Consider the following 14,024-nt stretch of genomic DNA (forward strand, 5'->3'; position numbering starts at 1 on the left):
CCCCCACCCCGAACCTACCGACCCCCACCCACGACGCCACCCCACCTTCACCCGGTTCTCCCACCCGACTCCCCGGAAACGCAGAAACGGCCCAGTCGGAATATCCGACCGGACCGTTTCTTATGGAGCCGCCTGCGGGATTCGAACCCGCGACCTACGCATTACGAGTGCGTTGCTCTGGCCAGCTGAGCTAAGGCGGCGCCGCCGCCGGATCGCCCGACCGCGTGGGTCGAGGATCGCATCGGCAACGCGGGCCAGTCTACACAGTTTCGGGCGCCGGTCCGCACACGGCTCAGGCGGAGGAGACGGCCAGCTTGGCGGCGAAGCCGGCGAAGAGGACGGCGACGCCGCTGGTGAGGCCCGCGGAGAGGCGCTTGCGGCGGTGGAAGGCGGCGGCGAGCGTGGTGCCGGCGAAGATCAGCAGCGAGAGGTAGAGCACGCTGAAGGTTTGCAGGATTCCGCCGAGCAGCGCGAAGGAGAGGGCGGGGGCGCCGTACGTCGGGTCGACGAACTGGGTGAAGAAGGAGAGCAGGAAGAGGATCGCCTTGGGGTTGAGCAGGCTGATCACCAGCGCCCGGCGGAACGGCTTCTCGCCGTCCTCGATCACGGCCTCGGCGGAGGGTGCGGCGGGGGCGCGGTGTTCGCGCCAGAGCTGCCGGGCGGCGCGGAGCATGCCGACGCCGATCCAGAGCAGGTACGCGGCTCCGCCGAACTTCACGACGGCGAAGACGGCCGGGTTGGCTTCGAGGAGGGAGGAGGCGCCGAGGGCGGTGAGGCTGATGAGGGTGAAGTCGCCGACGAAGACGCCGGCGGCGGCCCGGTAGCCGGTGCTGATGCCCTTGCGGGCGGCCACCGAGAGCACGTACAGCGAGTTGGGGCCGGGCAGCAGGACGATGACCAGGGCGCCGAGGATGTACGTGGTCAGGTCGTTGACTCCGAGCACGGTGAGCTCCTAGCGGGACGAAGCGGCGTGGGGGATGCGCCATCGTATCCGCCAGGGCCGTCCGCCCGAAACGGTCATGACCACGGCCGGGCCGTGACCGTGTTCACTTGGCGCAGCGCGTGCCGTTGGCGGGGGCTTCGCCGCCGAGCAGGTAGCGGTTGACGGCGTTGTCGATGCAGGTGCTGCGGCGCCCGTACGCGGTGTGGCCGTCGCCGTCGTAGGTGAGCAGCCGGCCGGACTCGAGCTGGGCAGCGAGGGACTTGGCCCAGGCGTAGGGGGTGGCGGGGTCGCGGGTGGTGCCGACGACGACGATCGGGGCGGCGCCGGCGGCACGGACGGTGTGGGGTGCGCCGGTGGCCTTGGTGGGCCAGTAGGTGCAGCCGAGGGCCATCCAGGCCATGTCGCGGCCGAAGTGGGCGGAGGCCTGCTCGAAGTCGGGGACGGCCTGCTGGACGGCGGCCGGGTCGGCGAAGGGGGCGGGCAGGTCGAGGCAGTTGACGGCCATGTTGGCGAACATCAGGTTGGGGTAGCTGCCGTCGGACGAGCGCTCGTAGTAGTCGTCGGAGAGCCGGAGCAGCGCGCTGCCGTCGCCGGCCTTGGCGGTGGTGAGGGCTTCGCGCAGGGTGTGCCAGAGCGATTCGGAGTACATCGCCTGGATGACGCCGGTGGTGGCCATCGACTCGGTGAGGACCCGGTCGGACTCGGTGCTGAGCGGCTTGGCGTCGATCTGCCGGAAGAGCGCGGTGAGCTGCTGCCCGGCTTCCTTCTCGGAGCGGCCGAGCGGGCAGTCGTCGCGCTTGGCGCAGTCTGCGGCGAAGGCGGCCCAGGCGGTCTCGAAGCCGCCGGCCTGGGTGCGGTTGCCGGCCCGGGAGTCGAGCGAGGGGTCGACGGCGCCGTCGAGGACCATCCGGCCGACGTTGCCGGGGAAGAGCCCGGCGTAGGTGGCGCCGAGGAAGGTGCCGTAGGACTTGCCGAGGTAGTTGAGCTTGTCGTCGCCGACCAGGGCGCGCAGCACGTCCATGTCGCGGGCGGCCTCGACGGTCGAGACGTGGCCGATGAGCTCGCCGGACTTCTGCTGGCAGGCGGCGGCGAACTCCTTGTCGGCGGCGACCAGCGCGTCGATCTCGGCCTGGTCGTCGGGGGTGATGTCGACGGCGGTGTAGGCGTCCATCCGGGGGCCGCTGAGGCAGCTGACGGGGGTGGACTCGCCGACGCCGCGCGGGTCGAGGCCGACCAGGTCGTACGAGGAGCGCACGCCGGGGTCGGCGGCGCGGGCGGCGTTCTGCACGTAGTCGACGGCGGAGCCGCCGGGGCCGCCGGGGTTCATCAGCAGGGAGCCGAGCCGGTGCGCGGGGTCGGTGGCGGTCTTGCGGATCGCCGAGAGGGTGATCTCGCGGCGGTCGGGGTGCTCGTAGTCGAGCGGCACCTTGAAGGTGGTGCACTCGAAGTCGCCGCGGCAGTTCTGCCAGCTGAGCTTCTGCGCGTAGTAGGTGGCGAGCGCGGCGGGGGTACCGGCGGGGATCGGTTGCAGCGGGGCGGCGCCGGGGGCACCGGCGGCGGTGGAGCCGGAGACGGCGTCGGAGGACGCACCGGCGGTGGAGCCCGTGGTGGAGCCGGCGGTGCATCCGGCGAGCAGCAGCACGGCCAGCGCGGCGACCGGCGCGAAACGGCGGGACCGGTACTGGCCAGCACGCATCTGTGGTTCTCCCCTCGGACGCCGGGACCCGGCGCAGGACGCCGGATCCCGGCTCGGCCGAGCCTAGCTGGCGGGAGCTGTCACGACGGCTTGGCCAGGCTCTCGGCCAGCGACTGGACCGCCACCCGGACCAGTCGCAGCCGTTCCCGCTGCGGGGTGTAGTCCTGGACCAGGTCGGAGATCCGGACGTCCGCGGCCCTGGCCCGGCCGCCGCCGGCCTTCAGCGCGGACTGGAGGCGGCGGGCGTCGGCCAGTCCGGCGGTGTCGCCCTTGGCGGCGGCGAGGAGCAGCCGGGCGCCGCTGGTGCCGGGGGCCTCGGCGGCGGCCTGGGTGAGCGCCGCCGGGTCGTAGCGGCCGGAGACCGCGGCGGCCGCGCCGTACAGGTCGGGGCGGGCCAGGCCGGCGGCGACCGCGCAGGGTGCTCCGCTCTCGATGCCGAGGGCGCCCCAGCCGCCGGGTCCGGCCGGCAGGGTGCGGAAGGCGGCGGTGACGGCGGTGCGCAGCGCGGCGTCGTCGGCGACGGCCTGGGGGGCGGCGGCGACCAGTTCGCACGGCTGCCCGGTGCCGCTGGGCGGCTCGGGGGCGACCACGACGAACGGGCGGGAGCGGCCCAGCTTCACCGCCGAGGCGACGCCGTCGAAGAGGTCCGGAAGGTCGGCGTCGGCGGTCTTCCCGGCGGTGCCGGAGTGCACCACGATCACCGGGAAGCGGGCTTTGGTGTCCTTCTTGTACTCGGCGGGCAGCCAGACCCGGACGGTCCGCGGCCGGCCGTCCGGTCCGGAGACGGTGCCCTGCAGCAGTTCGCCTTCGGCGGGGCTGCCGACGGGCGCGAACTGGGTGATCACCGGCGGCACCTCGGACGCCCCCGCGGCCGTTCCCGTGGCGGCTCCCGTGGCGGCTCCCGTGCCGTCGGCGGACGGCTCGGGCGGCGCGGCCGGCCGGGGCGCGGCGGCAGCCCGGAGCTGCTCGGCGTCCAGCCCGCCGCTGAGCGGACGTCCGTCCACCAGCAGCGCGACGCCCAGTCCGGTCACGCAGAGCAGGCACAGCCCGGCGGCTCCGGCCCGGACCAGCATCGGGCGGGCCTCGGCGACGAGTTCGTACGTGCGGGCGGCCCGCAGGTCACGCCAGCGGAGCCATGCGGAACGGGCGGCCCAGCAGCCGACGGCGACCGCGATCAACAGGAGGACGGCGAGGATCGGACGGGACATGGCGCACCACCTCGGAGGAGGGACGGGCTGCCGGACACGGCGGGCTTGGCGGGCCTGGCGGGCTCAGTCCACAGGGTGCACAACGTGCCGCCCCGGGAGCTCCGGGCCGTACGGGCGGCGCCCGACGTTCACTCGAACGAGCGTCTTCCCGGCGCGCCGTCCGACGACCGATCAGACCCGCACGGGGGCAGCCGGGTTCCGTCGGCGTCCGGCAGGCCGGAGCACGAAAGGCAGGGCGGGGCGGGTTCAGCCCGCGCGGAGGGCGACCGTCATCGCCTCGACCGCGAGCAGCGGGTCGACGTTCCGGTCCAGCGCCCGGCGGCAGGCCAGCACCGCCTCGATCCGGCGCAGTGTGTTCTCCGGCATGCCGCCGGCGGCGATCCGCTGCAGCGCGGGCCGCTGGTCCTCGTTGGCGAGGGCACCGGTGGTGCCGAGCTGCACGGCCAGCACGTCACGGTAGAAGCCGAGCAGGTCACCCAGGGCCACGCCCAGCGTCTCGCGGCGGGTACGGGTGGCCCGGCTCTTCTGACGCTTCTCCAGCTCCTTCACCGCGCCGGCCATGCCGCGCGGCGCCCGGCTGCCCTCGGCGGCGCCGTACGCGGCCTTGAGGTCCTCGGTCTCCTTGGCGTCCTGCGTCTCGGCGAGCGCCTCGGCGTCGGCCTTCGCGGTGTCCACCAGCCGCTGTGCGGCAGCCAGGCAGCCGCCCAGGTCCGCGACCTCCAGCGGGATCCGCAGGACGTCGGCGCGGCGGGCCCGCGCCTGCTCGTCCACCGCCAGGCGGCGGGAGCGGTCGATGTTGCCCTGCCCGGCCAGCGCCGCCAGCCGGGCCGCCTCCGGCTCGACGCCGTCCCGGCGGACCAGCATGTCGGCCACCGCATCGGCGGACGGGGTGCGCAGCACCAGCAGCCGGCAGCGCGAGCGGATGGTCGGCAGCACGTCCTGCACGGACGGCGCGCAGAGCAGCCACACCGTCCGGGGGGACGGCTCTTCGACACCCTTCAGCAGCGCGTTGGCCGCCGCCTCGGTCAGCCGGTGCGCGGCGTCGATCAGGATCACCGACCAGCGGCCGCCGGTCGGGTAGCTGGACGCCCGCAGCACCAGGTCACGCATGTCGCCGACGCCGATCGACAGGCCGTCGGTGCGGACCTGCTTCACATCGGCATGGCTGCCCGCCAGCACGGTGTGGCAGCCGTCGCAGAACCCGCAGCCGGGCGTGCCGCCGAGGGCGAGGTCGGGGCTGGTGCACTGGAGCGCGGCCGCGAACGAGCGCGCCGCGGTGATCTGGCCCGCGCCGGGCGGGCCGGTGAACAGCCACGCGTGGGTCATCAGCGAGGCGTTGCCGCCGGGTACGGGCGCCGCCGACCGGCCGGCCGTCGCCGTCGCGTTCGCGGCGCGGGCAGCCGCCTCCAGCTGCTCGACCACCCGATCCTGGCCGACCAGGTCGTCCCACACACTCACGCCGAGCTCCCTACCGCACCGCCAACCAGCCCACCGAGCCTAACGCGCTCCACGGACACCCCGGAGACCAACGTTCCGATCGGCCACGCCGCCCGGCGACGGCCCGGCGAGCACGCCACCCGACAACGCCCGCCCCGCGGTACGCAGCCGGGCACCGGTCGATGCCGCGCCCGGGCCTTGAGCCGCCTCCACCGATGCGGCCGCCTCCGTGCCTCCGGCCGGGCCCCAGTCCCGCCCGTCCCGGCAGCTCCGGCCAACCCGGAACGGCGACGCCGGCCCGACCCGGTAGAACCCGGTAGGACCCGCCCGCCCAGCGGAGCCGGTCCGCCCGGTGGAGTCGGTGTCACCGAACCCCACCGGTGCCGGCCGTGTCAGTCCTTGCGGCGGCGCCAGCCCCGGCCGCGCTGCTGCTGGTCGTCGCCCTGGCCCGGCTGCTGCTCGTCCGCGGGCTCGTCCGTCTCCCAGCGGGCCCACTCCTCGCGGGAGCCGAGCAGCGAGTCGGTCAGGCTGGGCAGGTCGTCGAGCGGCGTCTCCTCGGCCCACTCGGGCCGGGGCCGCAGCTCGCGGGTCTCCGCGGAGTCCTCCGGCTCCGGCCGCCACAGGCCGGGCGGCACCCGGTCCTGCGACGACCCGGCCGGCCGGACCGGCGGGAGCACCGCGGTCTCGTCGGGGGCGTTCTCCGACACCTTGGGCAGCACAGCGGTCCGGTCGACGGCCGGGGCGGCCTTCGGCAGGACAGCGGTCTCGTCGGCCTTCGGCAGGCGGGCGGTCTCGTCGGCCTTCGGCAGGACGGCGGTCTCCTCGACCGCCGGAACGGCCTTCGGCAGCACCGCGGTCTCGTCCGCGACGGGGGCGACCTTCGGCATCTCGGCCGTCCGGTCCGCCTTGCCGGCGGACTCGGCCTGAGCGGCCTGCACCGCGGCCTGCCGGATCTCCTCCGGGATCTCCGCCGTCACCTGGTCGTCGTCGCCGTCGTCCCCGACCTGCGGCAGCTCCGCGGTCTCGCCCGCCGAAGCCCCAGCGCCGGCCCCAGAACCAGCTCCGGCCCCAGCACCAGCGGCCGACCCCGACCCCGCAGCCGACCCCGCGCCCGCACTCGCAGCCGCAGCGGTGGCCGCAGCCGCCGCCTCCGCCGCCAGCCGGGCCTCCTCCGCACGCTGCAGCGCCTCCTCGGCGCGCCGCCGCTGCTCCTCGCGCTGCAGCTCCCGCTGCCGCTGGAACTCGGCCTGCGCCGCCTCCTCGGCCTCCTGCCGACGCCGGACCTCCGCCTCGGCGGCCAGCCGGGTCTCCTCGGCGGCCTTGCGGCGCGCTTCCTCCTCGGCCCGCACGGCGGCGGCCGCTTCGGCGGCGACCCGGGCTTCCTCGGCGGCCTTGGCGCGCGCCTCGGCCTCGACCCGCTCGGCCTCCGCCTTGGCGAGCCGCTCCTTCTCGGCCTGCTCGGCGCGCAGCTGCTCCAGCAGGGCCTGCCGCTTGCGCTCGGCCTCTGCCTCCTCCGCGGCCTTGCGGGCGGCTTCGGCGGCCTTGCGCTCGGCCTCGGCCCGGGCCTGCCGCTCCTGCTCGACCTTGGCGGCCTTCTCCTGGTCGGAGAGCGGCAGCTCGCGGTCGAGGCGGTGGCGGATCGCGGTGGTGACGAGGTTGGGCTGCTGCGAGCCGTCGACGACGAGGTAGCGGCCGGGGTCGGCGGCGGCGAGCGCCAGGAACCCGGTGCGGACCCGCTGGTGGAACTCGGTCGGCTCGGACTCCAGCCGGTCCAGCGCCTCGGTGAACCGTTCCCGCGCCGCGCCCGGGTCGACGTCCAGCACCACGGTCAGGTCGGGCACCAGCCCGCCGGTGGCCCAGCGGGAGATCCGCGCGACCTCGGTGGCGGCCAGGTCGCGGCCCGCGCCCTGGTAGGCGATCGAGGAGTCCATGTACCGGTCGGTGATCACCACGGCGCCGCGGGCGAGCGCGGGACGGATCACGTTCTCGACGTGCTCGGCCCGGTCGGCGGCGTAGATCAGCGCCTCGGCGCGGTGCGAGAGACCGGTGTTGCCGACGTCCAGGACCAGGGCGCGCAGCCGCTGCCCGATCGGGGAGCCGCCGGGCTCGCGGGTGAGCACGACCTCGTGGCCCTTGCTGCGGATCCACTCGGCGAGCGCGTGGGCCTGGGTGGACTTGCCGGCGCCGTCGCCGCCCTCCAGGGCGATGAAGAAGCCGGTGCCGGCGACCCGGTGCGGGGCCGGCTCGACGCCGCCGCGCACGGCCCGGACCAGCTCGCGGCCGAACGGCATCTCGCCGCGCCGGTCGTCGGTCTTCAGCAGGACGACGGCGGCGAGCACCAGGGTGAGCAGTCCGGCGGTGGAGACGGCGAGCGCCGCCCCGCCGTGGATGAAGGTGAAGCCGCCCGGCCGGACCTCGCCGTACTCGACCTCGCCGTACGCGGCGGCGAGCAGCGGCATGCCGATCAGCGCGGCGCCGACCACGACCCGGAGCACCGCGTACAGGTGCTCGGTGACCTTGGGGAGCCGCAGCTCCTCGATCTCCTGGGCGAGCAGGGTGCGGCCGGTGGAGATCACGGTGCCGGCGGCGAGGCCGGCCAGCACGGTGAGCAGCAGGACCAGGACGAAGTCGAGCACGAGTCCGGCGAGGATCAGCGAGACGCCCTCGACCAGCAGGGCGAGCGCGAGCAGTCGGCGACGGGAGAGGCCGGGCAGCACGGCGCGGGAGGCGCGGACGCCGATCGCGGGGGCACCGGCGGCGGCGAGCACCAGCAGGCCGTAGCCGATCGCCCCGGCCCGGTGGTCGACGGCGGTCAGCAGGCCGAGCGCGGTGACGCCGGCCATCGCGGCGTACCCGGCGGCGACCGCGAAGGTGAAGTAGGGGGCGGAGCCGGTGCGGCCCTTGCGGAGCGCCGGCCCGGGGGTGGCGTCGGTCGGGGCACGCAGGCCCTGCAGCGGGGAGCGCGGGGCGACCGCGGCGCCGGCGGGCAGCTCCTGCAGGTAGACCAGGACGGCGGAGGCGGCGAACAGCAGCGCGGCGCCGACCGCGGCCGAGGTGGCCTGGTGGCCGCGCAGCCAGTCCGAACCGAGGGCGGCGAGCACGTTGTTGACCAGGGTGAGGCCGATCAGCGCGGTCGCGGCGAGCGGCAGGGCCGCCCAGCCGGTGCGGACGTCCAGCGTGCGCACCGCGTCGAGCGCGGCGGCGGACGGGGCGGCCTTCCCCTCGGCGATCGGCAGCAGTCCGGGAACGGCGGCGGCCTTGCCGACGGTCCAGACGCGCTCGGCGGCTCCGGCCAGGAACGCGGTGCCGAGCAGCAGCCAGGTCGCCGAGTCCGGCGACCAGATCAGCCACCAGGGGGCGATGCCGATCAGTGCGGCGCGCAGCACGTCGGCGCCGAACAGCGCCCAGCGCCGGTCGAGCGGACCGGCGAGCAGCGCGTGCACGGGGCCGAGCAGCGCGGCGCCGAACAGCACGGTGGCGAGCAGGCGCGCGGCGAACAGCGCCGCCACCGCGAGCGCCAGCGCCCGGTAGCCGTCGCCGAACTGTCCACCGGTCACCGCGGCGACCACGGTCAACGGCACCAGCACGAGCAGCGCCAGCCGGTCCGCGGTGCCACCGACCAGTTGCGCGGTCCACAGCCGCCGGTACGGGCGCAGCCTCAGCAGCGCACGGGCGCGCTCGCCGGGTGTCCCGGCAGGGGCCACCTCGGGGAGGGCGGGTGCGGCGGTGCTCGAAGGGGGCTGCTCCTCGCTCGTCATACGGTCAGCGTAGCGGTCGCCGGTTGGCGCAAAAGAGGGGTACGGCCGTCCGGATCGCCGTCATGACAGGGTTGTGACGGATCGAACGCTTCCCGAACACAAGCGGGGGCCCGCGCACCTGCGCGGACCCCCGGTCCTGTCACTGCTCGGCCGGCTGCTCTGCCTTCCGGTCAGCCCTCGTCGGGCGCCGAGGCCGCCGTCTTGCTCGTGGCGGTCTTCTTCGCCGCCGTCTTCTTCGTCGCGGTCTTCTTCGCGACCGTCTTCTTGGCCGCCGTCTTCTTCGCCGCCGTCTTCTTCGCCGCCGTCTTCTTCGCCGCCGTCTTGGTGGCCGCGGTCTTGGTCGCGGCGGCCTTGGCGGTGGTCTTCTTCGCCGGGGCCTTCTTGGCGGCCTTCTTCACCGGTCCGCGCGCCCGCTTCTCGGCGAGCAGCTCGTAACCGCGCTCCGGCGTGATGGTCTCGACCTCGTCGTCCTTGCGCAGGGTCGCGTTGGTCTCGCCGTCGGTCACGTACGGGCCGAAGCGGCCGTCCTTGACCACCACCGGACGCTCGCTCACCGGGTCGGTGCCCAGCTCCTTGAGCGGCGCGGCGGCCGCGGCCCGGCCACGCTGCTTGGGCTGCGCGTAGATCGCCAGCGCCTCCTCCAGCGTGATGGTGAACAGCTGGTCCTCGTCGGTCAGCGAGCGGGAGTCGGTGCCGCGCTTGAGGTACGGGCCGTAGCGGCCGTTCTGCGCGGTGATCTCGTTGCCCTCGGGATCGTTGCCGACCACCCGGGGCAGCGAGAGCAGGCGCAGCGCGTCCTCCAGGGTGACGGTGTCCAGGGACATCGTCTTGAAGAGCGAGGCGGTGCGCGGCTTGACCGCGTTCTTGCCGGTCTTCGGGGTGCCTTCGGGCAGCACCTCGGTGACGTACGGGCCGTACCGGCCGTCCTTGGCGACCAGCGGGTTGCCGCTGACCGGGTCGGTGCCGAGCGCGCGCTCGCCGCTGGGCTTGGCCAGCAGTTCCTCGGCCAGCTCGACGGTCAGCTCGTCCGGCGGCAGGTCGTCCGGGATGTCGGCTCGCTGGCCGGGCTCGCCCTCGACCTCGGACAGCTTCTCCACGTACGGGCCGTACCGGCCGACGCGCAGCACCAGGCCCTCGGCGATCGGGAAGGAGCTGATCTCCCGGGCGTCGATCGCGCCGAGGTCGGTGACCAGTTCCTTGAGGCCGCCGAGGTGGTCGCCGTCGCCGTTGCCGGCCTCCGCGGCGGTGCCGGCGCCCTCGCCCTCACCGAAGTAGAAGCGCTTCAGCCACGGCACGGACTCGGCCTGGCCGGCCGCGATCCGGTCGAGGTCGTCCTCCATCTTGGCGGTGAAGTCGTAGTCGACCAGCCGGCCGAAGTGCTTCTCCAGCAGGTTCACGACCGCGAAGGAGAGGAAGGACGGGACGAGCGCCGTGCCCTTCTTGAACACGTACTTGCGGTTGATGATCGTGTCGATGATCGACGCGTAGGTCGACGGACGGCCGATCTCCCGGTCTTCCAGCTCCTTGACCAGCGAAGCCTCGGTGTAGCGGGCCGGCGGCTTGGTGGCGTGGCCCTCCGGGGTGAGCCGGTCGGCGGCCAACGGGTCGCCCTCGGTGACCTGGGGCAGCCTGCGCTCGCGGTCGTCCAGCTCGGCGTTCGGGTCGTCGGCGCCCTCGACGTAGGCCTTGAGGAAGCCGTGGAAGGTGATGATCTTGCCGGACGCGGAGAACTCGACGTCCCGGCCGTCGGCCGAGCGGCCGCCGACCCGGACGGTCACCGACTGGCCGACCGCGTCCTTCATCTGGGAGGCGACGGTGCGCATCCAGATCAGCTCGTACAGGCGGAAGTCGTCGCCCGCCAGGCCGGTCTCCGCCGGGGTGCGGAAGCGGTCGCCGGAGGGGCGGATCGCCTCGTGCGCCTCCTGGGCGTTCTTCACCTTGGACGCGTAGGTGCGCGGCGCGTCCGGCAGGTAGTCGGCCCCGTACAGCTGGGTGACCTGGGCGCGGGCGGCGGAGATCGCGGTGTCCGACAGCGTGGTGGAGTCGGTACGCATATAGGTGATGAAGCCGTTCTCGTACAGCTTCTGCGCGACCTGCATGGTCCGCTTGGCGCCGAAGCCCAGCTTGCGGCTGGCCTCCTGCTGCAGCGTGGTGGTGCGGAACGGCGCGTACGGCGAGCGGCGGTACGGCTTCGACTCGACGCTGCGCACCGAGAACGCGGTCTGCTCCAGGGCGGCGGCCAGAGCGCGGGCGGCCTGCTCGTCCAGGTGCAGGGTGTTGGCGGTCTTCAGCTGACCGTCCTGGCCGAAGTCGCGGCCGGTGGCGATCCGCTTGCCGTCCACGCCGACCAGGCGGGCGCCGAAGGACTCCGGGTTGGCGGCGTCGGCGGCGGTCCGGCCGGTGGCGAAGGTGGCGATCAGGTCCCAGTACGAGGCGGAGCGGAACGCCATCCGCTCCCGCTCGCGCTCCACCACCAGGCGGGTCGCGACGGACTGCACCCGGCCTGCCGAGAGCTTCGGCATGACCTTCTTCCACAGCACCGGCGAGACCTCGTAGCCGTAGAGGCGGTCGAGGATGCGGCGGGTCTCCTGGGCGTCGACCAGGCGCTGGTTGAGGTCGCGCGGGTTGCGCACCGCCTCCTGGATCGCGTCCTTGGTGATCTCGTGGAAGACCATCCGGTGCACCGGCACCTTGGGCTTCAGAACTTCCTGCAGGTGCCACGCGATGGCCTCGCCCTCGCGGTCCTCATCGGTGGCGAGGTAGAGCTCGTCGGACTCCTTGAGCAGCGACTTGAGCTTGGTGACCTGCGACTTCTTGTCCGGGTTGACCACGTAGATCGGGGCGAAGTCGTGCTCGACGTCCACGCCGAGGCGGCGGACCTCACCCGTGTACTCGTCCGGGACCTCGGCGGCCGTACCGGGCAGGTCGCGGATGTGCCCGACGCTGGCCTCGACGATGTAGCCGGGGCCGAGGTAGCCCTTGATCGTCTTGGCCTTGGCCGGCGACTCGACGATGACGAGTCGCTTGCCGTGCGCGGTCTCGCTGCTCGGGGACACCTTCGCTCTTCTCTCCCGGATCGTTTACGTCTGCTCCTGGGCTGCCGCTCAGCGACGGCCCCACCAGCGGAGTGTGACCGTACCCTGGCCACCCTTGTCAAACGGACGGATCCCGCTTTTTCACCGGCAAGGCCGACCGACGCCACTCGAACGGTAACCCGATGATGCTCATTTGCGCCGCGTGGAGCGGATTCCGGGGTGTCCGGAAATCAAGAATCCGTACAGAACCGGCCAGCAGAATCAGGACAACCGCCTGGGAGAATGCGGTTCCCGGAAGGTCAGCGGGCCACCGTGGCCAGCAACGTCGCCCCGCCCGCCAGCGCGGCGATGCCCAGCAGCGCCCAGAACAGGTCCGCCGGCATGGTCGGGACGTCCTCGTGCGCGGCCAGCACCACCCGGCTCGGCCTGCGCGGATCGTACGCGACCTGCACCAGCGCGCCCGGCACCAGACGCAACGGCCGGCGCAGCGGAGTGTGACCGCGGGGCCGCGCCAGCACCGACCGGCTCGGCCCTGAACCCTCCTCGACCGCCCGCAGCTCGTACCCGCCGACCGGCCGCTCCCGCTTGGTACCGCCGGTCCCCGCGCTTCCGGCCGGAGTGCCGCCGGGCACCGTCCCTCCGGCCGGAGTGCCGCCGGGCAGCGGTCCTTGGGCCACCGTGCCGTCCAGCGCGGTGTATGCCAGCAGCGGGCTGCTGTCGAGCGCGCCGAAGCCCTCGTCGGGCCGCATGCCGTACGGATCCACATCGGCGACCACCCGGGCGGTGGCCGGAATGCCATGGCGACGGAGCCGGTGGCGAAGACGCAGTTCCACGGCGCACCAGAGCAGGAGTGCGCCGCCGAAAAGGGTCAGGACCACCCCGCCCGCCAGCGCCGTCGGCGTCTCCATCCCCGGTCCCCTCCCCTGTCGGCCTGTGCTGTCCACAGCCTGTGGACAGCACGTTCGCAGTCGGTGGACAACCCCGGACCGACGTTCGACGTCCTACAGGGAACGCCCAGGAGACGGATGGGTGAACGGCCGTCACCCCGCTCGCGTCACGGACCGGCACCGACCGTCACAGACCTGCCCCCGCCGTCACAGCCACGCAACCGCGGCAACCGCCCCCGGGCCCGCCGCCGTGTGCACGGACAGGTACCGCGCCACCGCCGCACCACCGGCGAACGGCCGTCGAACCACCGTCGAACCGCCGCGACTCCAGGGGGACTCCAGCCATGGCCACCACCGCCCGCCGCCTGCTCACCACCACCGCGCTGCTCGCCACCACCGTCCTCGCCCTGACCGCCTGCGACGCCGACGACGACCCCGCCCCCACCACGGCAACGGCCACGGCTTCCGCCTCGCCGTCCGGCAGCACCACCGCCACCGCCACCGCCGCTGCCACCGCCTCCGGGAAGGCCGTGGGCGCCACCGGCACGCCCTCCGCGCGGGCCACCAAGTCCGCTACCGGCACCGCCTCTGCCGGAGCCGGAGCTGGAGCCGGTGCCGGTGCCGGCAAAGCGGCGCCGAGCCAGGACTGCACCGCCGCGGCCCAGCGCCCGGGCCACAAGGTGATCAACGCCACGTCCGCGACCACCACCCGGCTGACCGCCACCGCGACCGCCTTCGTCTGCGGACCGGAGGTCGAGAACGACGGCTACTGGACCCCGGTCGGCGCCGCCGGCCCGTACACCTTCGCCCCCGGCGCCACCGCCGAACTGGTCACCCTCGCAGGCCCCGTCACCACCGCCACGGTGCCGCTCGCCACCCTCGTTCAGCACGTCAACGACTGCGCGGCGCACCACGAGCCGCCCGCCCCGTACAGCTGCTTCGGCGGCAACTACGACATCACCGTCGACGGGGCAGGTCACATCACCAAGGTCTCCGAGCTCTTCCACCCCTGACGGCGCGGGTCCACCGGACGGCGCGGGCCGCCCGGCGGAGCGTGTCC

Annotated in this window: 8 protein-coding genes and 1 tRNA gene; 1 reads left to right on the forward strand and 8 read right to left on the reverse strand. The window is 74.2% G+C overall.

The features are described from left to right. Positions 1-123: 123 nt before the first annotated feature. The 8 genes from ACGFX4_RS32420 to ACGFX4_RS32455 all read right to left on the reverse strand — a co-directional run bounded on the left by ACGFX4_RS32420 (position 124) and on the right by ACGFX4_RS32455 (position 12,985). Positions 124-200 (reverse strand) — tRNA-Thr (locus ACGFX4_RS32420). Positions 201-292: 92 nt separating this feature from the next. Then, a complete protein-coding gene (leuE, locus tag ACGFX4_RS32425) occupies positions 293-943 on the reverse strand; it encodes a leucine efflux protein LeuE (protein WP_393082075.1) in 651 nt (216 codons plus the stop codon). Positions 944-1,046: 103 nt separating this feature from the next. Continuing rightward, a complete protein-coding gene (locus tag ACGFX4_RS32430; RefSeq protein ID WP_393082077.1) occupies positions 1,047-2,639 on the reverse strand; it encodes an alpha/beta hydrolase in 1,593 nt (530 codons plus the stop codon). Between the two features lie 80 nt (positions 2,640-2,719). Next, positions 2,720-3,847: a hypothetical protein gene (locus ACGFX4_RS32435; RefSeq protein WP_393082079.1), complete on the reverse strand. Its 1,128-nt coding sequence runs from the start codon at positions 3,845-3,847 to the stop codon at positions 2,720-2,722. Between the two features lie 246 nt (positions 3,848-4,093). Then, positions 4,094-5,305 carry a DNA polymerase III subunit delta' gene (locus ACGFX4_RS32440; protein ID WP_393082081.1) on the reverse strand — a complete coding sequence of 404 codons (1,212 nt, stop codon included), beginning with the start codon at positions 5,303-5,305 and terminating at the stop codon, positions 4,094-4,096. Positions 5,306-5,676: 371 nt separating this feature from the next. Continuing rightward, complete coding sequence (gene tmk, locus ACGFX4_RS32445; protein WP_393082083.1) at positions 5,677-9,042, reverse strand: dTMP kinase; 3,366 nt, start codon at positions 9,040-9,042, stop codon at positions 5,677-5,679. Positions 9,043-9,212: 170 nt separating this feature from the next. Further along, complete coding sequence (gene topA / locus ACGFX4_RS32450; RefSeq protein WP_393082086.1) at positions 9,213-12,098, reverse strand: type I DNA topoisomerase; 2,886 nt, start codon at positions 12,096-12,098, stop codon at positions 9,213-9,215. Between the two features lie 278 nt (positions 12,099-12,376). Beyond that, positions 12,377-12,985, reverse strand: coding sequence for a DUF3592 domain-containing protein (locus tag ACGFX4_RS32455; RefSeq protein WP_393082088.1), 609 nt, complete (start codon positions 12,983-12,985; stop codon positions 12,377-12,379). Between the two features lie 323 nt (positions 12,986-13,308). On the opposite strand from ACGFX4_RS32455, the gene ACGFX4_RS32460 reads away from it, so the two are divergent. After that, a complete protein-coding gene (locus ACGFX4_RS32460) occupies positions 13,309-13,977 on the forward strand; it encodes a hypothetical protein (protein ID WP_393082090.1) in 669 nt (222 codons plus the stop codon). Positions 13,978-14,024 lie beyond the last annotated feature (47 nt).

Source organism: Kitasatospora sp. NPDC048365, from assembly GCF_043200835.1.
Lineage (GTDB): Bacteria > Actinomycetota > Actinomycetes > Streptomycetales > Streptomycetaceae > Kitasatospora > Kitasatospora terrestris.

What these genes read in the sequence shown, in the direction of transcription:
- ACGFX4_RS32430 (WP_393082077.1), bottom strand. Translation starts at nt 2,639, where the DNA reads ATGCGTGCTGGCCAGTACCGGTCCCGCCGTTTCGCGCCGGTCGCCGCG.
- ACGFX4_RS32435 (WP_393082079.1), bottom strand. Translation starts at nt 3,847, where the DNA reads ATGTCCCGTCCGATCCTCGCCGTCCTCCTGTTGATCGCGGTCGCCGTC.
- tmk (WP_393082083.1), bottom strand. Translation starts at nt 9,042, where the DNA reads ATGACGAGCGAGGAGCAGCCCCCTTCGAGCACCGCCGCACCCGCCCTC.
- ACGFX4_RS32455 (WP_393082088.1), bottom strand. Translation starts at nt 12,985, where the DNA reads ATGGAGACGCCGACGGCGCTGGCGGGCGGGGTGGTCCTGACCCTTTTC.
- ACGFX4_RS32460 (WP_393082090.1), top strand. Translation starts at nt 13,309, where the DNA reads ATGGCCACCACCGCCCGCCGCCTGCTCACCACCACCGCGCTGCTCGCC.